Origin of the sequence: Spirillospora sp. CA-108201 (assembly GCF_050936235.1) — a bacterium.
Classification (GTDB): Bacteria; Actinomycetota; Actinomycetes; order Streptosporangiales; family Streptosporangiaceae; genus Spirillospora.
The window spans coordinates 5,221,727-5,243,064 of record NZ_JBNJNE010000001.1 but is presented as its reverse complement, the minus strand read 5'-3'; the positions used below and the strand labels follow the sequence as shown (position 1 = coordinate 5,243,064).

Genomic DNA, 21,338 nt, shown 5'->3' with positions numbered 1-21,338 from the left:
GGCAGGGCGCGACGGCGTCAGTTTCTCGACGCGTTGCGTCAGCCCCAGGTCGTACCCTGGTCGGCGATGGGTACACGAGGTGTTGAGGGCGCATATCAGGGTGCGCTTCGGGCGTTCCAGAACCCGATGCTCGATCTGCTCCACCGGACCTACGCGCCGTTCGTGGTGACCGTGCTGGCGATGATGTTCACGCCGGAGCGGCCGACGGTGGCGGTGGCCGACGCCCACGCGGAGATCTCCGACGCCCTCGACCAGCTGCGGGCGGCGGGCTACGGCGACGAGGGCGACCAGCCCCTGCCCGCGGGGAACGCCCGCGACCTGTGCAGGCAGTGGGTGCACGCTGGCTGGCTGGTCCGGCAGGTCTCCGACGACGTCGAGGTGTACCGGCTGTCCGCGCACGGCGTCGGCGCGCTCGAGGTCGCCGGCCGGGTCGGCGGGGCCCGGACCAGGGTGTCGGAGTCCCGCGTCCGGACGCTGCTGGAGGCGGTCGAGCGGCTCGCGCAGGACGCGGACCCGGACGTGATGGCCCGGATGGCGCGCCTCCAGACGGAGATCGACCAGCGCCGGCGGGAACTCGACCGGCTGGAGAAGGGCGGCGTCGTCGACACCGTCGCCGACGACCAGTTGCTCGAAGCGGCCGAGAACGTGCTGCACCTGGCGCGGGAGCTGCCCGCCGACTTCGCCCGCGTCGCCGAGTCGATCAAGGCCATGCAGCGGGACGTCGTCGCCGACCTGCGGCAGGACGTGCGGCCGACCGGGGAGGTGCTGCGCGAGTACCTGGAGCGCGGCCGGCAGATCATGGACGCGACGCCGGAGGGCCGCGCGTTCGCCGGGGCGCTGCGCCTGATCGGCGACCCGGCGCAGATCGACGACCTGTGGCACCTGCTGCGCACCGTCCTGCGGCACGGGTTCACCGAGCAGATGCCGGAGCCGCAGCGGCGGGAACTCGCCGAGATCGCGCGCCGGATCGAGCAGGGCGTCAAGGAGGTGCTGGCCGCGCAGCGGCAGGCGTCGCACGTCATCACCACCCAGGTGCGCAACCACGACCCGATGCGGGACCGCCAGGTGGACGAGCTGCTGCGGGACGTGATGTCCGGGTTCCACGCGTGGGTGCCCGGGTCGCGCCGCGGCTCGGCCGTCGACCCGCTGCGCCGCCTGCCGGTGGCCGACGTCGGGCAGCTGCGGCAGACCATGAGCGACCTGCGGCCGCCCCAGCCGCCCACGCCGCTGCGGGAATGGGACGAGGAGGACGACGTGACGACCGCGGACACCCGGGCATGGGGCGGTCCGCAGTACGCCGACCTGCGCGCGCACCTGGCGGGCTTCGCGGGCGACGCGGGCGCCGGCGTCGACGTCGCGGCCGCGTTCCGCGCGGCGGCCGAGCGGATACGGCGGCCGGTGGATCTGCTCGGCCTGCTGGAGATCGCGCACGGCCTCGGCATGACCGACACGGCCGAGGTCGCGGTGGTCGAGACGGTCCGTCCGGACCGGACCCGGCGACGGCTCGCGTTCGGCGGCGTGCTGGCGGCGGTCCCGGCGCCGGCCCGCGCCGCCGACGAGGGGACGGGGAACGACGATGAGTGAACCGGACGGCGCCGGCGAGGGGTGGTCGACCGGCGAGGAGGCCGGCTTCATCGAGCCGGTCCCGATGGAGGACGACCCGGCCGAGCTGTTCGCCGGCGACACCGGCACGCTGGACGTGGACGTGCGGCGCGTGCTGGTCCGGCTGCTGCAGCGCAAGTTCCTGCTGGCCGAGAAGAACCCGGCGCAGTGGCGGACGCTGCTGGAGAACCAGCAGATCGTCGAGTCGCGGCTGCACGACCTGTTCGTCCGGCTCGTGGTCGACCACGACCGCGGCATCGCCTACAAGCAGCAGGTGCGCTCGGGGGAGCTGGACGTCCCGATCCTGCTGAAGGACGACCCCTACGGCCGGGCCGAGACCCTGGTACTCGTCCACCTGCGGACCGTCTTCCAGCGGGAGCGCGGCACCGGCGAGACGTCCGCGCGGGTCGACATCGAAGAGCTGGAACAGACCGTGCTGACCTATTTCGATCCGGACGACCACAACCTCGCCCGCGGCCAGCGCGAGATCCGCAACGCGGTGCAGCGGCTGGCCACCGAGGGCCTGCTCGCGGAGGAGTCCGCCGGGCGGTACCGCATCACGCCGCTGGTGGAGGTCGTGCTGAGCACCGAGAAGCTCGCGGAACTGAGCCGGTGGCTGCGGGAGCGGAACGAGGTCGCGCCATGAGCATGATCGACACGCTGTTCGGGCTGATCCCGGCGGCGTCGCGGGGGCAGCAGTGGGTGGCGCGCGACCTCCAGCTGGTCAACTGGGGCGGCTACGACGGGTACCACCGCGTCCGGTTCGCGCCCGGCGCGACCCTGCTCGGCGGCGGTTCCGGGTCGGGCAAGTCGACGCTGATGGACTCCTACATCGCGCTGCTGATGCCGCACACCACGCCGTTCAACGGGGCGTCCAACGGCGGCGTGGTCGGCCGGCCCCGGGGCAAGGACCAGCGCAACATCCTCTCCTACGCGCGCGGGAAGCTCGACGAGTCCCGGGCGGGCGGTGAGACGAGGCAGCGGGTGCTGCGCGGGGACGGCCGCGACACCTGGTCGGCGATCGCGATGACCTGGGCCGACCCGGGCGGCGCGGTGTTCACCGCGCTCCGGGCCTGGTACGTGCCGTCGTCCGCGCGCGCCCTCGACGACGTCGTCGTGGTCCGCGGCACCGTCGACGACGACTACGACCTGCGCGAGCTGGACGGCCCCGCGGGCAGCAGGCTCGCCCGCCCCGCGGTCACCGCGACGGGCGTGACCTGCTTCGACACCGACCGCGACTTCACCGCCCGGCTGCACACCACGCTGGGCATCGGCGCCGCCGGGGACGGGCACAAGGCGGTCGGGCTGCTCGGCAGGATCCAGGCCGGCCAGCAGATCACCACGGTCGACGCGCTGTACAAGACGATGGTCCTGGAGGAGCCGTCCACCCTGGCCACGGCGGACGAGGTGGTGCAGCAGTTCGACGAGCTGTCCGGCACCCGCGACCGGATGATCACCGCCCGGCGGCAGGTGCGGGCGCTGGCCCCGATCCGCGACCACCGGGCCGCCGTCGACGGCGCGGTGACGCGGCTGAAGGTGATCGACGACGTCGGGTCGTTCACCGACCCGGCGTCCCCCGCGGCGCTGTGGCGGCACGAACGCCGGCTCGACCTGCTGCGCGCGGCCGAGGAGGACCTGACCGCGCGGCGCCGCCGGGCCGAGCAGGACGTGCGGGAGACCGCCGTGCTGATCGAGGCGGCGGAGACCCGGCGGGAGGCGCTGGCCGACACGCTGCGCGCCTCCGGCGGCGACCGGCTGGAGACCGCGCTCCGGGAGATCCGCGGGGCCGAGCGGCGGCTGGCCGAGGTCGAACGCGCGCGGCAGCGGCTGGACCGGGTCCTGGACGGCGTCGGGGCGACCGTGTCGACCGCCCCGGACTTCGCCGCGCTGGTCGACGAGGCGCACCGGGCGCTGGCCGACTCCGGCGCCAGGAAGACCGCCCAGAACGAGTTCGCCAAGGCGGCGGCGGAGCAGACGGACGCCGCCCGCGACCTGGCCGCGCTGCGCGCCGAGCACGGCGCCGTCAAGGCCCGCCGCGGCAACATCCCCACCGAGCTGCACGCCGCCCGCGACCGGCTGGCCGCCGCCGCCGGCCTCACCCCGGACGACCTGCCGTTCGTCGGCGAGCTGATCGAGGTGCGCACGGAGTTCGAGCCGTGGCGGGAGGCGTTCAACCTGGCGCTCGGCGGGTTCGCCACCCGGATGCTGATCGACATCGGCCTCCTGAACGCGTTCCGCGAGGCGATCAACGCGGTGCCCGTCGCCCGCCGCGTGCAGTTCGAAGGCGTCCGCACCGGCATGCGCGACGAGGTCGGGCTGAACGACCGGACGCTCCCCGGCCGGCTCGACTACCGGTCGTCGCCGTTCACCGCGTGGCTCAAGAGCGAACTCGCCGAGCGGTTCGACTTCGTCTGCGTCGAGACGCCCCGGCTGCTGAGGCAGTACAAGAAGGCCCTCACGATCACCGGCCAGACGTCGCAGGGCGGCCGGGGCGCGCACGGCGGTCAGGGCCGGGCCAACCTGCTGGGATTCACCAACACCCGGCTGCTCGCCGATCTCGACGCCGGGATCGGCCGCGCCCAGGAGCGTCTCGACGATGCCGACGCGAGGGCGGAGGACGCGGAGCGGGAGCTCAACTCGTTCGAGGAGAGGCGCACCGCCTACCTGACCGTGACCGAACTGTCCTGGGACCAGGTGGACGTCGAGTCGGTCACCGCCGAACGGGACCGCTGGCAGGGAGTCATCACCGAGGTCCGCAAGGGCAACCCGGAGATCGACCGGCTGCAGGGGGAGGTCGAGGAGCTCAAGCGGAAGGTCACCGAGCTGACCGAGGACATCGGCGGACGGAAGAAGGACGTGGAGCGGCTGGAGAGGTCCTGGGAGGAGATCGTGGACGAGGTGGACGGCGCCCAGCGGGCGCTCGACACCGCCGCGGAGACCGGCACCGAGGTGAGCGCGGAACACCGGGACTACCTCGCGGGGCTGTTCGGCGACGCCCCCGACGGCGCCGACCCGGCGGCCGCGCTGAAGGAGTTCGACGCCGCGCACCGGCGCGGCTCCGAACGGATGCGCGCCGACCGCACGTCGGCGGAGGAGGAGGTCGGCCGGTCGCGCAAGGCGCTGCGGGACACGTTCTCGACCTTCGTCGAGCGCTGGCCGAACCCGAACCTCGGCACCGAGCCCGACGCCTCCTACCGCGACTTCGACCGCCTGCTCACCGATCTGGAGACCAGCGGCCTGCACGAGCTGGAGACCGAGTGGCGCGACAGCCTGCTCAAACTCTCCGGCAACGACCTGACCAGCCTGGACAGCGAGCTCGCCGCCGCCGTCCGGGAGATCCGCGACCGGATCGACCCGGTCAACCGGATCCTCGCCGAGCTGCCCTTCGCCGACGACGGGCACCGGCTGCGCATCGACCCGCAGGAGAGCCACTCGGCGGTGCGCGCCCGGTTCCGCAAGGAACTGCGCGACGTGCGCGCCGTCATCGACAAGGCGGGCACGGACGCCGACCGGGAGCGCGCCTACCACCGGATGGCCAAGGTGATCGACCGCATCCGCCGCACCGCGCCCGACTTCGCCGACCTGGTCGACGTGCGCAACCACGTCCGGATCAGCGCGGAGAAGTGCGACCTCGCCGGCGAGCACGTCGCGGTCTACGACCACATCGGGGAGAAGTCCGGCGGCGAGTCCCAGGAGCTGGTCGCCTTCATCGTCGGCGCGGCGCTGCGCTACCAGCTGGGCGACGCGGGCGCCGAACGCCCCCGCTACGCCCCCGTCTTCCTCGACGAGGCGCTGATCAAGGCGGACGCGCACTTCACCGGCCGGGCCATCGGCGCGTGGCGCGGGCTCGGCTTCCAGCTCGTCATCGGCGCCCCCAACGACAAGCACAGCGCGATCGAGCCCCATGTGGACGCGGAGTACCTGATCCTGAAGAACGCCGAGGGGCGGTCGAGGGCGAAGCCCATCGTCGCGGTTCCCGACGCGTGAGCTCCCGGCTCGTCGCCCCGGCCGCCGCGGTCGAGCTCCTCCGCCGCAAGGTGGACCGGAAGTGGGCGGAGGCCGTGTGCGCCGAACTCGGCATCGGTGACCCGGTCGCGTTCTCCGTCCCGCTCCGTCCCGGCGTGTCGACCGGGAGCGCGGTGACGAGGAGGCTCCCCGCCTGGAACGAGTGGCGCATGCGCTGGCGTGAGTTCGCCGAGAGGCTCCCGCCGGGCGTGGAGATCGTCCGCAGGCCGGTGTCCGTCCGGGGCGTGACGGACGACCACCCCGCCACGCTGGTCGCGGATCTGGACGCCGCCGTCGCCCTCGTCTCCGGAACCGGACCGCCGGCCGTGGACGCCGCCCGCGCCCGCGCGCTCGCGTCGTCGCTGCGGTCCGCCGGCGCGGTCCTCACCCCGGCCACCCTCCGGGCCGTCTGCCGGCTCGGCGCCGGCGACGCCGAGGTCCTGCTCGGCGCGGTGTCCTGGCTGGGCCGGCACCCGGACGCGGGCGCCTGGACCGCACGCCAGCTCCCGATCCCGGGCATGCACACCAAGTGGCTCGACACCCATGGCGCGCTGCTGCGCGACGTCGCCGGACGCGACGTCCGGGACGAGGTCCGGTCCCGCCCGGCCGTGCTGCACCTGACCTACGTCGACCCCGGCCACGCCGCGTCGGGCCGCCGCAGGCACGACGCCTGGACCACCGGCGACACGCACGACGTCGCCTACCGGCCGCGGACCGTCCTCGTCGTCGAGAACCGCGACTCCCGGCTCTGGTTCCCGCCGGTGCCGGACGCGATCGTGGTCGAGGGCGGCGGCAAGGCGGCCGCGGCCCTGCTCGCGCACGTGCCCTGGATCCGGGCCGCGGACCACGTCGTCTACTGGGGGGACATCGACGCGGACGGATACGCGATCCTCGACCGGTTCCGCGCCGCGCTGGCCGAGCCCGCACCGGACGGCGCGCCACCGAAACCGGTCACCTCGATCCTGATGGATGCCACCGACCTGCACCGCTACGCCGGGCACGGGCTGAACCACGACAAGGACGGGCGTCCCATCAAGCCGTCTTCGGAGAACCTGCCGCACCTCACCGAGGCCGAGAGGACCGCATACGACACCGTCGCGACCGCGGGCCCCACGCCGTTCCGCCGGATCGAGCAGGAAGCCGTCCCCCTCTCCCACGCCGCGGCCCGGCTGCTGGACGTCTCCACACGCCCCTGACCGGCTCGGTGCCGACCGACCGCTCAGCCCGCGGTCCGGAGCCGCGGTCCGACGCCCTCGGGGATCGCGCCGTGGAGGCGCGGGGCGTACACGAGCTTGTGCGTCCGTCCGTCGAGCACGGTCGACTCGATGAGTTCCAGGTCGAGCTCCGGCCCGCCGTGCAGGAGCGCCGCCTTGCCGGAGCGGCCGGAGACGGCGGGGAACATGATGACTTCGAGCCGGTCGACGAGGCCGGCGGCGAGCAGGGCGCGGTTCAGCGAGACGCTGCCGTGGCAGCGCATCGGGACGTCCGTGGTGCGCTTGAGGCGCTCGACCGCCGTCACCGCGTCCTCGTTGAGGACCGTCGAGTTCCGCCAGCCGAGCGGCTCTTCGAGCGTGCCGGAGAACACGATCTTCGGCAGCTCGTTCAGGCTGTCGTAGTAGGGCTCGTCGAACATCCCCACGAACGTGCGGAACTGCCGGAACGTCGTCGCGCCGAAGACGAGCACCTGGTCCTGCGCGAACGTGCGCACCCGGTCCTCGATGAGCTCCGGCCCCTCCTTCCCCCAGTAGCCGGGCCAGCCCTCGGCCATGCCGTAGCCGTCGAGGCTGCAGAAGTAGTCGACGGTGAAGGTGGTGCTCATGGCGCTGCTCCCTGTTCCCGCGCCGCCTCCGTTGGGCGGCTCCACCACTTCCACGAACACCCCCGCCCGGATCCGACACCGCCGCCACAGACTTTCGAGGACGTTCGATCACTGACCACCGTGGGTGGCCACACGCCGGACGCGGTCTCCCCGAAACCGATCAGGTGTGCGGACCCTGGACGTGGTCGCGAGCTCCAGCGACCCGATCGAGCTGCGAAGATGTCTTTTCAGATATTGATCAATAATCAATATCAATATTGGACAGAAGGCAGGGTTCGGTGATCGGGTAACCGCATGACCAAGCCTTCTTCCCGAACGCTGCGCGTCCGGCTGGGCGCCGCGGCGCTCGGTGCGCTCACCCTCCTCGGCTCCGCCGCGTGCGGCGCGGCCGGCCATGACCCCGCCCCGCGCGGCGCCGCCGCCGTCGCGGCGGCCGATCGGATCCGCCCCGGCGTCGTCGAGCGCGACGATCTGCGGGCCGTCTTCGACGCGGCGGGCGTGCGCGGCTCGTTCACGATGCTGGACGTGAAGACCGGGAGTACGACCGTCGTGGACCGGCGGCTCGCCCAGACCCCGCTGGTGCCCGCCTCCAGCTTCAAGGTCCCGCACGCACTGGTGGCCCTGGAGACCGGGGCGGTCAGGAGCCCCGACGAGGTGATCCCCTGGGACGGGACGCCGCAGCCGTTCCCCGAGTGGGAGCAGGACATGACGATGCGGGAGGCCGTGCGCGTCTCCAACGCCGCCGCGTTCCAGGTGATCGCCCGCCGCATCGGCCTGCAGCGCGAGCGGCAGTGGCTGAACCGGCTCGGCTACGGCAACCGCCGGACCGGGACGAAGGTGGACCGGTTCTGGCTGGACGGGCCGCTGAAGATCTCAGGGGTGGAGCAGACCCGGTTCATGGAGCGGCTGGCGGCCGAGCGCCTGCCCGCCTCGCGTGCGCACCAGCGCACCGTCCGCGACCTGATCAAGCAGGAGGAGAAGGACGGGTACAAGCTGTTCGCCAAGTCCGGCTGGCAGAACGCCCCTGGTCCCGGCACCGGCTGGTGGACGGGATGGGTCGAGCGCGGCGGGCGCGTGTACACGTTCGCGCTGAACATCGACATCGTCGAGGCGGCCGACGCCGGCAAGCGCGCCGCCGTCTCGCGCGAGTTGCTGCAGCGACTGAACGTGCTGCCCCCTGCGTGAGCCTTCCCTCCACGGATCGCGGTGACCGTCCCGTGGTCACCGTGATCCGCCGCGTTCCGGCCGCCGTCGACCCGACCCCGTGACGCCCGCTTCATGCCGTGCTGGTGGGTAGGAAGCAGGAGGGGGAAGCTGAGGGGGAGCCGTGCGTGTGAGGGCTGTGCAGACCGTCCTGCCGGAGTACCACTACGACCAGCGTGAGATCACCGAGGCCGTCGTCGCGGCGACCGGCGCCGACCGGCGGGTGGTGGAGCGTTTCCACTCCGCCACCCGCGTGTCGGGCCGGTACCTGGCGCTGCCGATCGAGAAGTACGCGAATCTCGACGGGTTCACCACGGCGAACGGCGCCTACGCCGATACCGCGCTGTCCCTCGGGGAGCGGGCCGCCCGCGGGGCGCTGGAGGCGGCCGGGGTCGACCCGTCGCAGGTCGACCACCTGGTCTTCTGCTCCTCGACCGGGGTCGCCACGCCCTCGCTGGACGCCTTCCTGGCCCAGCGCCTGGGCCTGCGGGACGACGTCAAGCGGGTACCGGTCTTCGGTCTCGGATGCGCGGCCGGCGCCGTCGGGCTGTCGCGGCTGCACGACTACCTGCGCGCGTGGCCCGACCAGGTGGCGGTGCTGGTCTGCGTCGAGTTGTGCTCGCTGACGGCGCAGCGCGACGACGGCTCGCTGGCCAACCTGGTGGCCAGCGGCCTGTTCGGGGACGGCGCCGCGGCGGCCGTGGCGGTCGGGGCCGACCGGCCGGCCGGCGCGGGGGCGCCGGACCGCTGGGGGCCCCGGGTCGTCGCGACCCGCAGCAAGCTCTACCCCGGCACCGAGAGGCTCATGGGATGGGACGTCGGTGAGCACGGCTTCCGGATCGTCCTGGCGGCCGACCTGGTGGACCACGTCGAGGCGACGCTGGCCGGCGACGTCGCCGCCTTCCTCGGGGAGCACGGCCTGTCTCCCGGCGAGGTGACCTCGTGGGTCTGCCATCCCGGGGGGCCGAAGGTGATCGAGACGATCGCCGAGGCGTTCGCCCTCGGGCACGGCGAGCTCGACCTGACCTGGGACTCCCTGCGCAGGTTCGGCAACCTGTCCTCGGTCTCGGTGCTCAACGTGCTGCAGGCGACGATCGAACGGCGCCGCCCGCCGGAGGGCGAGACCGGGCTGCTGATGGCGCTCGGACCGGGGTTCTCCGCCGAACTGCTGCTCCTGCGCTGGTGACCGCGTGATCGGGTTCACGCTCCTCATCGCGCTGGTCGGGGCGGAGCGGGTCGCGGAGCTGGTCGTGGCCCGCCGCCATCTGGCCTGGGCCAGGAGCAGGGGCGGAGTCGAGTACGGACGCGGGCACTACCCGGGGATCGTCGTCGCCCATGCCGGCCTGCTCGGCGGCGCGCCGCTGGAGGCGTGGCTGCTCGACCGCCCCTTCATCCCGGTCCTGGGCTGGACGATGCTGAGCCTGACCGTCTTGGCCCAGGGGCTGCGCTGGTGGTGCATCGCCACCCTCGGCAGACGGTGGAACACCCGCGTGATCATCATTCCGGGCCTGCCGCCGGTGGCCAGGGGCCCCTACCGCCGGCTGCGCCATCCCAACTACGTCGCGGTCGTCGCCGAGGGCGTCGCCCTGCCGCTGGTGCACACCTGCTGGATCACCGCGCTGCTGTTCACCATCGTGAACCTGGGCCTCCTGAGAACCCGCATCAGGACGGAGAACGCCGCCCTTCGCCACGCCGACACCACCCTCGCACCCTCGTGACGCGGGAGCGCCGTCGGCGTGCCGATCGTGCCGGGGCGGGAGACGGCGCGTCCGGCGGGAATGGGCGCGGATCAGGAGACGTTCGTCCTGGACATGGCGGACGACGTGGAGTTCAGCCCCACCAGCTGGGTGCAGGACCAGACGAGGAAGATCCTTGAGAGCGGCACCACCGAGGGAGTCGAGATCCTCGGCTCGCCGGTCGTGCTGATGACGCTGCGCGGTGCGAAGACGGGCAGGCTGCGCTACACCCCGGTGATGCGGGTGGAGCACGCCGGCAGCTACGCGGTCGTGGCGTCCAAGGGCGGCGCTCCCGAGCACCCCACCTGGTATCACAACATCAAGGCGCACCCCGAGTTCCCGCTGCAGGACGGGGTCGTCACGAAGACCTACGTCGCACGTGAGGTCGACGGCGCCGAGCGGGCCGAATGGTGGGAGCGGGCCGTCGCGGCCTACCCGTCCTACGCCGAGTACCAGGAGAAGACGGACCGGCAGATCCCCGTGTTCGTCCTCGACCCGAAATAGCGGCGGCAGCGGTTCGGCCGAACCGGATCAGCACCGGACGGTGCCCGATGTCAGGCGGCCGATGCCAGGGCGAGGGCGGCGGCGGCCTTGGCCGCGCCGAGCGGGGTCCACCACGAGCGGGGCACGCCGTACTCGGCCCGGTGGGCTCCGGCGGAGGGTCGGTCACTGCCCTGACCCGGCGCGTGGGACGGATGTGACGGCGGGGGCCGTGTGACGCGCGTCACGGCCACGGGGAGCGGTCGCCCGGCGGCGGAGCGGGTCCGTCGACGATGGTGAAGGCCAGCACCACGCGCAGGCGGCCGCCGGGGGCCGTCGCCAGGCCGACCGCCCCGTCGATGAGCGCGGTGCCGGTGAACCGGGCCCGCTGGACGGCGGCCATCGCGCCCTTGGCCACGGGTTCGGTTCCGGCGACCGTGACGGGCTCGGGGGTGGGGATGACGGCCTTGTCGGCGCGGAGCACCACATCGGGATGGAGCAGGGTGACCAGCCCGTGGAAGTCCCCGCTCCGGGTGGCCGCCAGGAACGCCTCGACGATCTGGCGCTGCCGAGCGGTCCAGCATGGCGGCGATCTGCTCGAACGGCACCGCGAACATGTCGTGCAGGACGAAGGCGAGCCGTTCGGCGGGTGTCAGGGTGTCCAGCACCACCAGCAGCGCAGGCACACCCGCGCCACCACCGTGGTGAGCCACCCCGTGAGGTTGCGCACGTCACTGGTGTCGGCCCGGCTGACGCGCAGCCACGCGTCCTGCAGGGCGTCATCGGCTTCGCTCAGCGAGCCGGGCATCCGGTAGGCCACTGACCTCAGATGCGGCCGGTGCTCGACGAACTGATCGGCCAACCAGTCGTTATCGTTCGTTCGTCACATTATTCGACCCTCCGGTGCCGGAGCAGCAGGTCAACCCACGCGGACCACATCATCACGGGCCGATCCCCTTCGGGCACTGCCATCGGCCGGACCCGGCACCCTCACGCCGAGAACACGGCCCCGAGGACCGAGTCGCCTGCCGGCGCGACGGCGGCGTCCACCCCGCAGGCACAGCGCTATGCGGAGAACCAGCGGCGCGGATGCCGGGTCAGGCTGTAGCCCGCCACCGCCATGACGGCGGCGAGGACGCCGCCGCCGATCGTCCACCACCAGCGGCCGGACGGCCAGGAGAACCAGCCCTTGACCCGCTCCGCCGGTTTCGGCGCCGAGTTCACGGGGCTCGCCGACGGGGCGGCGCCCGGCGCGAGCGTGGCTCCGGGGTCGACGGCCGGGGACAGCGGCGCCTTCAGCTTCGCGCCCGCCGGCCGGGCGTTCCCGTCCTTCGCGCTGATCCGCACGTCGGCCCGGATCGGCAGGCCGAGGTCCTGCTCGGGCAGGCCGCTCGCCGCGAGCCGCAGGTAGTAGGTGCCGGGCAGCGGGTCGTCGGACCACGGCTCGGCCCACGCCCGGACCTGCCGCAGCGAGCAGCGGAGCCGGACGCTCGCGGCCCCCGCCGCCGCCGTCGCGTTCTGCGGGCCGGCCGTGCACGCCTGGCGGCGGCGCAGCCCGTCGAAGACGTCGATGGTGTACGTCGCGGCGCCGTGGCGGCTCGCCGCCGGGGGCAGCGCGACCGTCACCGTGATCCGCCCGGTCTGCCCGGCCGCGGCGGCGAACGACCAGTACAGGTAGTCGCCGGTCGAGGCGGGCACGCGGACCGGCTGCCCCGCCTCCACGGTGGTCGCGGTCAGGAAGGACGTCCCCGCGGTGCCGACCGTCGGCCGCGGGCTCGGGGAGGCGTCCGCGGCGGCCGGCGCGGCGGCCGCGGGCAGGACCGCGCAGACGGCGGAGGCGATGCAGGCGGTGGAGGAGAGGAGGGGGAGGGTGCGCATGGTCAGTTCTCCTTCCAGACGGCCACCCGCCACCGGGCGAGCCACCCGGTGGCCAGGCCGGCGACCAGGCCCGTCCCGGCGAGCACGACCAGCAGCAGCCAGCCGCGGCCGAGGTCCGGTTCGCCCGGCGTGTCCGAGGACGACACGAGGTCGACGGTCAGCTCCAGCGGCATGCCCGGCGCCGTCCGCACCGACGGCGGGGCGGAGAAGGAGTTGCTCACCACCAGGCAGACCGGCGTGCCGCCGGAACCGCCGTCCGGCGAGGGCGAGGCGGAGGCGTCCGCCCCGGCCCGCTGGTCCGACCAGCGCAGCCCGGTGGACCGCACGTCGGTGCGCCCGCTGCCCGCGTCCGTGCCGCGGACGAGTTCCTGCCCGGCCCCGGACACCGCGCGCAGCAGCACCCCGTGGTCGGGGTTCAGGGTCCGGTCGAGCGCGACGCTGACGGAGGCGCGCAGCTCCTGGCCCGGAGCCACCGACACCCGGTACCAGCGGTGCTCGCCGAACCGTTCCCGGTCGGTGTACACGCCGGGCGCGAGCGTGGGCGCGCCGGCGCACCCCGCGGCCCCGGCGACCTTCTCCGGCGTCCGCGTGTAGGTGGCGCCGGCGCGCTGGACGAGCTGGTTGAGGCGGCCGGTCAGCTCGTCCTGGTGCTGGACGGCGGTGTAGGTCCCGCCGGTCGCGTCGGCGATGCAGGTGAGCTGCTGCCGGACCTTGTCGTCGAGGGTCAGCCCGAGGGTGTCCACGACCAGGTGCGTGCCCTGGGAGGCGAGCTGCCGGGCCACCTCGCAGGGGTCGGGGGGCGAGCAGGTGTCCTCGCCGTCGGTGATGAGGATGATCCGCCGCGTCGTCTCCCCGGCGCCGAGGTCCCGGGTCGCCGCGCGGAGCGCGAGCCCGATCGGCGTCCAGCCGGTGGGGCGCAGCGTCGCGATCGCCGCCTTCGCCCGCGCCTTGTCCACCGGGCCGACGGGGGAGAGCTGCTGGGTGTCCGTGCATCCGACGGCCTTCGGGCTGCCGGGGAACCGGTACCGCGCCCCGAGCACGCGGATGCCCAGTTGCGTCTCGGCGGGCAGGGAGTCGACCACCGCGTCGAAGGACTGCTGGGCCACCGACATCCGGCTGCGCCCGTCGATGTCGCGGGCGCGCATGGAGCCGCTGACGTCGAGGACGAGCTCGACCTTGGGGGGCTCCGCGGGACCGCCGTCGTCAGCGGCGGCGGGGGGCGCGCCGACCAGCGCCGAGGGGGCGAGCAGGGCGAGGAGGCCGGCCCCCGCGAAAGATCGTTTGGAGATCACCAAGGGATCCTAATGACGCCCGCGGGCCCCCGAGGCCAAGATCGATAATGCCCCCCGATCCCTGCCGCGCCCGCCCTGCTTCCGGGCCGTGCCCGGATGCTTCCCGCCTCCCTGGACGAGGGCGAGGAGGCCCGCGGCGAGCGGGAGCACGGCCACGAGCGCGGGGGCGCCGGTCAGGGGCATCGACCGGGACAGGGCCGCGGCGGCGGCCGAGCCGATCCCGCCGCCGGCGAAGAACGTGAGGTTGAGGAGGCCCATGGCGCCCCCGCGCAGGTCCGGTGCGATGCGCGCCGACACGAGGCCGGTCGTGACGACCTGCGTGACGGCGAACGCCGCGAAGGCGAGGGACGCTCCGGTCAGCAGCACCCGGCAGGAGCGCCTTCCCGACCGAGAGGACGCTCCAGTCCTGCTGCTCCACCAGGATCTGCGGGAGGGCGTACATCACGGCGAACAGGCCGCTGTAGACGCCCACGCCGATGGCCGCCGCCAGGACGAAGGCGCGATCGGCCACCACGGACCGGAGCACGAAGCCTTCCGGCCGGGTCCGCACCCACCAGGCCAGGCAGGCCGCCGCGGGCAGGAACGCCAGCCCGGCCGACGCCACCGCCCACGCGGGCAGCGACAGCGTGGGGGACTGCACGAACACCAGCAGCGTGGCCGCCGCCGCCGTGACCAGCCCGGCGCCGACGGGATCCATGCGCCTCCCTGATCCGGGACGGACGGCGAGGCGCAGGCACAGCGGCACCCCGGCGAGCGACAGGGCGCCGGAGGTCATCGCCCCCGAGCCCGCCGCCAGGACGAACCGTCCGGCGACCAGGACGCCGAGGTTCGGCGCCAGCAGGATCACCACCGCGCCGAGCCCGAGGACGAGCGAACCGGACAGCAGCGTGGTGCGGACGCCCCGGGCGTCGGCCAGGCGCCCGAACAGCGCCGTCCCCACGCCCAGGGCCAGTGCGTGCACGGTGAGGACCCAGGCGACGTCATCCGGTGCCGCGCCCAGCGAGGCGGCCACCTCCGGCAGCGCGACGCCTGCCGCCGTGACGCCGAACACCGCCGGGCCGAACAGGACGCCCAGCCGCGGTCCCGCCGGGCCCGCGCCGGTCTCGTTCCGAACCGGTGGGGGCGTGGACGCCCGCCGGGCAGATGCGGCATGCATGATCGAATCCTTCGCGGAGTTCCCGTCAGGTGCCCGATCACCATCACCGCGGCGGCGCGCGAGGCCAATCCCTCGAACGGGGGATGGAGGCCGCGGAGCGCCGGCGGCACGATCGGGGGAACGTCCACGAGCACCACCGGGAGACACCGCATGACCAGCACGTCCCAGCCGGGAAGCGCGCTCCTCGTCCGGGGCGGCGAGGCCGAGGTCCTCGGCCTCCCCTCCGGCGGGGGGTTCGGGCTCCTGACCGACGGCGAGGAGACCGGAGCCGCCCTGAGCGCGAGCCGTCTCACCCTCGTCGACGGCGCCGACGGTGCGCAGCCGCACCGTCATCTGCTCTCGTCGGAGTTCTTCCACGTCCTCGACGGCGCGGCCGAGTTCCTTCTCGGCGGCGACGTCCAGGCCCTCGCCAAGGGCGATTTCCTGGTGATCCCGCCGGGTCTGCCGCACGCCTTCGGAGCGGTGCGGGGCTCGGGCGCCGATCTGCTGGTCGGAATCACCCCGGGCGTCCAGCGGTTCGGCTACTTCCGGATGCTCCAGCGCGTCGCCGAAGGGCGGGACCGCCCCGAGAGCCTGCTCGCGGTGCAGGAGCGGTACGACGTCCACTTCCTGGACAGCCCGACCTGGCAGACCGCCCGCAAGGGCCGCCCGCCCGCGGAATAGAAGCAGGCGGAGCCGCGTCCTCCTCGAAGACGCCTCAGGAGGGCGGATCGCATGCACGACCCAACGGCGTCCCGCGTCCGGCGCGGCCGGGCCGGCCTGATCTCCCGCGCCGACCAGGCAGCGGACGCGCTCGACATGTTCGCGGAGGCGTCCACCCGGCTGCGGGCCCTCGTGCCGTTCGACGCCTCGGTGTGGCGGGCCACCGATCCGTTCACCGGGCTGATGACGGCGCCCGTCCGGGTCGAGAACCTCTCCGAGGGCGGTTCGGCCGCCTACTGGGACAACGAGTGGCTCGCCGAGAGCGTCAACCTGTTCAGCGACCTCGCCCGCGCCGCCGTCCCCGCAGCGGCGCTCCGCGAGAGCACCGGGGACATGCCGGAGCGAAGCCCCCTCTACCGCGGCTACCTGCGACCCCGCGGGCTCGCCGACGAGCTGCGCGCCGTCCTGCGGGCGGGCGGACGGCCGTGGGGCCACATCAGCCTGTTCCGCGAAGAGGGCCGCCCGCCCTTCACGGCATCCGAGATCGCGCTGGTGTCCAGCCTGTCGCCGCCGCTCGCCCGGCGGCTGCGCTCCTTCGCCCGGCCGGCTCCCGGGCCGGGCACGACGGCCCCCTCGGGCCCCGGTCTGCTGCTCTTCGACTCCGCCGGCGAGCTGATCTCCGTCAACGCCGACGCGCGCGGGCACCTGGACGCGCTGCCGCCCGGCCCGTCGTCCCCCACGGCGTTCGGGATCGCGTTGCCCGCCTGGATGCACGGCATGGCCGTCGGGGCGCGCGGGGCCGCGGACGGCGGCGCGGAGGTCCGGGTCCGCGACCGCGCGGGCCGGTGGCTCGTCTGCCGGGCCTCGTGCATGCGCGGGGCGGACGGCTCGTCCGGCCGCACCGCGCTGGTCATCGAGCCCGCCACGCCCGCGCAGGTGTCGCTTCTCGCCGCCGAGGCCTGCGGGCTCTCGGGACGGGAACTGGAGATCACCCTCGCGGTGGCCCGCGGCCTGACCAGCGACGAGATCGCCCGGGCCCTCGTCATCTCCGTCCACACCGTGCGGGACCACATCAAGGCGATCTTCAAGAAGGTCGGCGTCTCCCGCCGCGGGGAGCTCATCGCCAGCCTGTTCGCCGACCAGAACCTGCCGCCCGCCGGTGACGCCCTGCACCGCACGACCGCCCCCTGACCGCCCTGCGTTCCGGCCGGCGGACGTCCGCCGAGCTACGTCAGCTCAGCCAGGCGTGACCGGGTACGGGACGGCGCCGACGGCGGAAGAGTGCCGAGGACGTCGGCCAGGGTGACGCCGGCGAGGCTGTCCCGCCACGCCTGGTGCGCGTCGGCCATCCTCGCGGCGAGGACGCAGGTGTCCCGGCACTCGCCGGGCGGCAGGGCTCCCCGGCCCCGCTGGCGGATCTCGCGGCACTCGTACGGAGAGGATCCGCCGTCGACGGCCTCGACGATCTGCAGCAGCGTGATCCGCGAGGCGGGGCGTGCGATCCGGAACCCGCCGCGCGGGCCCGTGGTCGCGGCGAGCAGACCGGCCTTGACGAGGGCCTTCAGCTGCTTGGCGAGATAGGGCGCCGGCAGGTCGTGGTACTGCGCCAGCTGCGCCGTCGACGCGCTGGCTTCCGGATCCAGTTGGGCCAGCGTGGTCGCGCAGTGCAGAACCCATTCGGTGCTTGCGGGCAGCTTCACGGTCGAGAGCATATCGCAGACATTATGGATCTATTTCGTCCATGATACGCTCCACCTCGATCACCAGGCCCCGATCACCAGACCTCGATCACCAGGACAGGGGAGACCGCCATGCGGATCGCCGTCGCCGGCGCGACCGGGAACATCGGAACCCTCACCGTCGCCGCTCTGCGGCGGGACGGCCACGACGTGGTGGGCGTCAGCCGCTCGCTCGGCGTGGACCTGACGACCGGCGAGGGGCTCGACGACGCGTTGGCCGGCGTCGACGCGGTCGTCGACGTCACCAACAGCACCGCGGCAGACCCGGCCGGGACGGTCGCCTTCTTCGGAGCCGTCACGCGGAACCTGCTCGCCGCCGAGGAGCGGGCGGGCGTCAGCCACCACGTGCTGCTGTCGATCGCGGGGGTCGACCGCATCGAGGGCAACGCGCACTACGCCGGCAAGCGAGAGCAGGAGCGCCTGGTGGCCGCCGGTCCGGTGCCCTGGACGATCGTCCCGGCCACGCAGTTCCACGACTTCGCCGCGACGGTGACGAGCTGGACCGAGCAGGACGGCGTCGCCGCGATCGCGCCGCTGCTGGTGCAGCCGGTCGCGCCCGCGGACGTGGCCGGCGTCCTCGCCGAGATCGCGGCGGGCCGGCCGCAGGGGCGCTACAGCGATGTCGCGGGCCCCGAACCGCAGGACCTGGTCGACATGGCCCGGCGCACCGACCAGGCGCGCGGCCGCACGGTGAAGCTCGTGCCGACGTGGTCGGCGATCTTCAGCGAGGAGGCGGCGGGCAACGCGCTGCTGCCCGGCCCGGACGCCCGCATCACGCCGACCACCTTCGACCAGTGGCTCGCCGAACAGTGACGACCGGCCGAGCCGGGGAGCGGAACCTCTGAGGCCGCCTCACGGCTTCGTGGTGTTCAGCCTCAGCGTGAGAGCAAGAGAAGCGATGCTCAGCCCGATGACCAGCAGCGTCAGGAGCACCGCGAGATACCAGCCGAAGTCCACGGACGCCTTGGTGTGACTGTTCACCATGGAGGCCAGCTGCGGGGGCAGCCTTTCACGTTCGGGACCGTCGGCTTCCTGAACCTGGGCAGGGCGGCCACGGCGGCCAGCATGAGCAGGCCGATCAGCGCCGGCGCCGCCGCGACCGCCGTGAGCCCGCCCTTGGACCGGACGCCACCGAGCACGCCGAACACGGCCGCTGCCGCCGCGCACAGCAACGTCACCCAGCCCCAGACCGAACCGAGCCCGGTGGTGGTGGTCGTCATGTCGCGGGGAAGGTCCGGTATGGAGACGGTCACCGTCTGCCAGGGCAGCAGCACAGTGATCATCAACAGCGCCGCCGCGCCCGCGACGGCGAAGCCCGGCCGTCGGCCAAGGCGTCCGTTCTGGTGCGACACGCGTGTCGGCGGTGCACCTGCCGGTGGCCGCCAGGGAGCCGGGCGCCCCGGTGGCGGCGGTGCGGCGCCGCCCACTGGTCCGGGAATCGGCCCGACATGCTCGGCGGGCGGGCCCTGCCGTCCGGCCGGCGCGGGAGCGAACCCGGCTCGTCGCGACGCGAGCGAGTCCAGCGTCCGCAGCGCCTGATCGAGAGTCATCCGCTCGGCCGCGCTCTTGCGCATGAGGCCGTGGAGGACGGGCGCGAGGGGCCCGGCGTTGGGAGCGGGAGCCGGTTCCTCGGTCGCGACGGCGACGAACACGGCCCCGGGGCCGCTGCCCGCGAAAGGCGGGCGGCCCTCGACCGCGGTGTGCAGCGTCGCCCCGAGCGACCACAGGTCCGACTCCGCGCCCGCGGGCAGGCCGCGGACCTGCTCGGGGGACATGTACGCGGGGGTTCCGAGGAGCACGCCCGAACGCGTCAGGGTCGCGTCGCCCTCGACCGCGGCGATCCCGAAGTCGGTCAGGACGACCCGGTCACCCTCCAGCAGCACGTTGGCGGGCTTGATGTCGCGATGGACGATGCCCGCCTGGTGGGCCGCGCGCAACGCGTCCAGAACCCGCACGCCGAGCGCGGCGGCACGCTCTGGAGAAAGAGGGCCCTGCTCGGCGAGCAGATCGGCCAGGGACGGGCCGGGCACCAGTTCCATGACGATCCAGGGTTGCCCGTCGTCGGTGACCAGGTCGTGAACGGTGATGATGCCCGGGTGCCGGAGCCGGGCCGCCGCACGCGCCTCCCGGTCGAGCCGCGCCGTCCACGCCCCGCGCTGCTCGGCGCTCAGGCCCTCGGGCAGCCGCAGTTCCTTGATCGCGACCTGGCGGCCGAGCCGCTCGTCGTACGCGCGCCAGACCGTGCCCATACCGCCGCGTCCCAGCGGATCGAGGAGCCGGTAGCGACCCAGCAACACCCGCTCAAGGTCCTCAGCCACGCGAGGACCGTAGCCCACCGGCCGGACACGCCTCAAATGAACAACACTGTCTGAACGTCCGGCCCGAATCCCCGACCCGGCACCGCCGCCGGGCCAGGGAGAACCGGGGCTAGTACTACATGCCTAGATCTCGGTGGGCGATCGAACGATTCCTCTACGTGATCACACTGGGTGGTGTAACGGTGTCTGTATGTTTGACTCTCGTGAGTGCGCCGGTGCGGTGACGGCAGCGGTTCTGGACAGATGGAATTCGGATTTCGAGACGGTGTGCGTCCGGTTCGAGCGCCGATGGTACCGGACGGAGTCACGTGAGCATTTCCGGCAGTACCTGCGGGGATTGCTGGCGCCACTCGCGCGCAAGAATTCCTGGACGATCTCGGAGTTCACCGGGGAGCGCAGGCCGACAGCGGTCCAGCGGTTCATCAACCTGACGTCATGGGACGCCGATGGGCTGCGCGACGATGTGCGGTCCTATGCGATGGAGTATTTCGCCGATCCCCGGGCGGTGCTGATCGCCGACCCGACCGGGTTCGCTAAGAAGGGAAAGAAGTCGGCCGGGGTACAACGGCAGTACTCCGGGACGCTCGGCCGGGTCGACAACTGTCAGATCGGCACTTTCCTGGCCTACGCCAACACGGCCGGAGACCGGGTGCTCATCGACCGGGAACTCTATATGCCCGAACGCTCCTGGTGCGCCGACGCCGAGCGGCGGGCCGAGGCCGGCGTCCCCGAGGACCTGGCGTTCATGACCCGCCCGCAGCAGGTCCAGGCCATGATCGACCGGACGGTCGGGGCAGGGGTGCCGTTCGCGTGGTTCGCCGGGGACGAGGAGTTCGGCCAAAACCACAGACTGCGCCGTCATCTGGAGGAACAACAGATCGCCTACTGCATGGCCGTGCCCAAGAACACCACCGTCATCACCGGAAGCGTTTCCTCGGCGACAGGCGACCCCGCCATTGTCGAGACCGTCGCCGCACAACTGAAACCCCACGACTGGCAACGCCGAGCCTGCGGAATCGGATCGAAAGGCTTCCGGGTCTATGACTGGGCCGTGATCGAGGCACCGTTCCCGGGACACCAGTACGTGTTCCGGCGAAACATCACCGATGGCGAACTCGCGTACTTTCACTCCTACAACCCGCGCGGGGAAGGATTATGCGAGTTGGTCCGGGTCATCGGCTCCCGTTGGCCGATCGAGGAATGTTTCGAGGCCGCCAAACAGGAAGCGGGGCTGGCGCAATACCAGTTCCGGCTCTACCGCGCCTGGTACCGCCACATCACCCTGGCGATGCTCGCCATGGCCTTTCTCGCCGTGCTGCGCCATACCGCCAAAAAGGGGACCCGCCCCCTGTGGACAACCGGCGGCGACCGGCGGCGCACAACAGACGGACCGGCAGCAATCACCACCCGCCCCCCGGACGGTCACCTCAACGGCCTCTCCGGCGACTGATCGCCCTGTCGATCGCAG

General features: G+C 73.2%; 19 protein-coding genes and 1 pseudogene. 12 read left to right on the top strand and 8 right to left on the bottom strand.

All coding sequences use genetic code 11. The annotated features are described in order from the left end of the window. Window positions 1–66 precede the first annotated feature (66 nt). The 4 genes from ACQEU6_RS25170 to ACQEU6_RS25155 are packed head-to-tail and all read left to right on the top strand — an operon-like array spanning window position 67 to window position 6,803. Window positions 67–1,584 (top strand): DUF3375 domain-containing protein, encoded by a 1,518-nt coding sequence (locus ACQEU6_RS25170; protein ID WP_499335485.1) that lies wholly within the window; start codon window positions 67–69, stop codon window positions 1,582–1,584. Beyond that, complete coding sequence (locus ACQEU6_RS25165; protein WP_499335484.1) at window positions 1,577–2,248, top strand: DUF4194 domain-containing protein; 672 nt, start codon at window positions 1,577–1,579, stop codon at window positions 2,246–2,248. Before ACQEU6_RS25170 ends, ACQEU6_RS25165 begins: the two co-directional genes overlap by 8 nt. Next, window positions 2,245–5,589: an ATP-binding protein gene (locus ACQEU6_RS25160; RefSeq protein WP_499335483.1), complete on the top strand. Its 3,345-nt coding sequence runs from the start codon at window positions 2,245–2,247 to the stop codon at window positions 5,587–5,589. Before ACQEU6_RS25165 ends, ACQEU6_RS25160 begins: the two co-directional genes overlap by 4 nt. Beyond that, window positions 5,586–6,803: a Wadjet anti-phage system protein JetD domain-containing protein gene (locus ACQEU6_RS25155; protein WP_499335482.1), complete on the top strand. Its 1,218-nt coding sequence runs from the start codon at window positions 5,586–5,588 to the stop codon at window positions 6,801–6,803. Before ACQEU6_RS25160 ends, ACQEU6_RS25155 begins: the two co-directional genes overlap by 4 nt. 23 nt (window positions 6,804–6,826) lie before the next feature. On the opposite strand, the gene ACQEU6_RS25150 is transcribed toward ACQEU6_RS25155, so the two are convergent. Then, window positions 6,827–7,426, bottom strand: coding sequence for a dihydrofolate reductase family protein (locus tag ACQEU6_RS25150; protein ID WP_499335481.1), 600 nt, complete (start codon window positions 7,424–7,426; stop codon window positions 6,827–6,829). 294 nt (window positions 7,427–7,720) lie between these two features. Between ACQEU6_RS25150 and blaOXA the strand changes: the two genes are divergently transcribed. The 4 genes from blaOXA to ACQEU6_RS25130 all read left to right on the top strand — a co-directional run bounded on the left by blaOXA (window position 7,721) and on the right by ACQEU6_RS25130 (window position 10,869). Next, window positions 7,721–8,611, top strand: a complete 891-nt coding sequence (blaOXA, locus tag ACQEU6_RS25145; protein WP_499335480.1) for a class D beta-lactamase — start codon at window positions 7,721–7,723, stop codon at window positions 8,609–8,611. A gap of 148 nt (window positions 8,612–8,759) precedes the next feature. Beyond that, window positions 8,760–9,815 carry a type III polyketide synthase gene (locus tag ACQEU6_RS25140; protein ID WP_499335479.1) on the top strand — a complete coding sequence of 352 codons (1,056 nt, stop codon included), beginning with the start codon at window positions 8,760–8,762 and terminating at the stop codon, window positions 9,813–9,815. Between the two features lie 4 nt (window positions 9,816–9,819). Next, a complete protein-coding gene (locus ACQEU6_RS25135; RefSeq protein ID WP_499335478.1) occupies window positions 9,820–10,347 on the top strand; it encodes an isoprenylcysteine carboxyl methyltransferase family protein in 528 nt (175 codons plus the stop codon). A gap of 18 nt (window positions 10,348–10,365) precedes the next feature. Continuing rightward, window positions 10,366–10,869, top strand: a complete 504-nt coding sequence (locus tag ACQEU6_RS25130; protein WP_499335477.1) for a nitroreductase family deazaflavin-dependent oxidoreductase — start codon at window positions 10,366–10,368, stop codon at window positions 10,867–10,869. Between the two features lie 220 nt (window positions 10,870–11,089). On the opposite strand, the pseudogene ACQEU6_RS25125 reads toward ACQEU6_RS25130, so the two are convergent. From ACQEU6_RS25125 to ACQEU6_RS25110, 4 genes and pseudogenes are all read right to left on the bottom strand, one after another. Continuing rightward, window positions 11,090–11,707, bottom strand: a pseudogene (locus tag ACQEU6_RS25125) (sigma factor). 203 nt (window positions 11,708–11,910) lie between these two features. After that, window positions 11,911–12,723 (bottom strand): hypothetical protein, encoded by an 813-nt coding sequence (locus ACQEU6_RS25120; protein ID WP_499335476.1) that lies wholly within the window; start codon window positions 12,721–12,723, stop codon window positions 11,911–11,913. Window positions 12,724–12,725: 2 nt separating this feature from the next. After that, window positions 12,726–14,015 (bottom strand): VWA domain-containing protein, encoded by a 1,290-nt coding sequence (locus ACQEU6_RS25115; RefSeq protein WP_499335475.1) that lies wholly within the window; start codon window positions 14,013–14,015, stop codon window positions 12,726–12,728. Further along, a complete protein-coding gene (locus ACQEU6_RS25110) occupies window positions 13,927–15,171 on the bottom strand; it encodes an MFS transporter (RefSeq protein ID WP_499335474.1) in 1,245 nt (414 codons plus the stop codon). Before ACQEU6_RS25110 ends, ACQEU6_RS25115 begins: the two co-directional genes overlap by 89 nt. Before the next feature lie 150 nt (window positions 15,172–15,321). Here ACQEU6_RS25110 and ACQEU6_RS25105 point away from each other — a divergent pair, with 150 nt between their 5' ends. After that, entirely contained in the window at window positions 15,322–15,834 is a 513-nt protein-coding gene (locus tag ACQEU6_RS25105) for a cupin domain-containing protein (protein ID WP_499335473.1), read from the top strand. Window positions 15,835–15,885: 51 nt separating this feature from the next. Beyond that, the gene (locus ACQEU6_RS25100) at window positions 15,886–17,004 is read left to right on the top strand and encodes a helix-turn-helix transcriptional regulator (protein WP_499335472.1); all 1,119 of its coding nucleotides are present in this window, start codon (window positions 15,886–15,888) and stop codon (window positions 17,002–17,004) included. Between the two features lie 35 nt (window positions 17,005–17,039). On the opposite strand, the gene ACQEU6_RS25095 is transcribed toward ACQEU6_RS25100, so the two are convergent. After that, the gene (locus ACQEU6_RS25095) at window positions 17,040–17,513 is read right to left on the bottom strand and encodes an RrF2 family transcriptional regulator (RefSeq protein WP_499335471.1); all 474 of its coding nucleotides are present in this window, start codon (window positions 17,511–17,513) and stop codon (window positions 17,040–17,042) included. Window positions 17,514–17,624: 111 nt separating this feature from the next. Between ACQEU6_RS25095 and ACQEU6_RS25090 the strand changes: the two genes are divergently transcribed. Continuing rightward, on the top strand, window positions 17,625–18,365 hold the full coding sequence (locus tag ACQEU6_RS25090) for an SDR family oxidoreductase (RefSeq protein ID WP_499335470.1): 741 nt from the start codon (window positions 17,625–17,627) through the stop codon (window positions 18,363–18,365). 39 nt (window positions 18,366–18,404) lie between these two features. On the opposite strand, the gene ACQEU6_RS25085 is transcribed toward ACQEU6_RS25090, so the two are convergent. Continuing rightward, window positions 18,405–18,536, bottom strand: a complete 132-nt coding sequence (locus tag ACQEU6_RS25085) for a hypothetical protein (RefSeq protein WP_499335469.1) — start codon at window positions 18,534–18,536, stop codon at window positions 18,405–18,407. Next, the gene (locus ACQEU6_RS25080) at window positions 18,530–19,870 is read right to left on the bottom strand and encodes a serine/threonine-protein kinase (RefSeq protein WP_499335468.1); all 1,341 of its coding nucleotides are present in this window, start codon (window positions 19,868–19,870) and stop codon (window positions 18,530–18,532) included. The genes ACQEU6_RS25085 and ACQEU6_RS25080 overlap by 7 nt, the downstream gene beginning before the upstream one ends. A 190-nt stretch (window positions 19,871–20,060) precedes the next feature. Between ACQEU6_RS25080 and ACQEU6_RS25075 the strand changes: the two genes are divergently transcribed. Further along, complete coding sequence (locus ACQEU6_RS25075) at window positions 20,061–21,320, top strand: IS701 family transposase (protein ID WP_499335467.1); 1,260 nt, start codon at window positions 20,061–20,063, stop codon at window positions 21,318–21,320. Window positions 21,321–21,338: the final 18 nt, after the last annotated feature.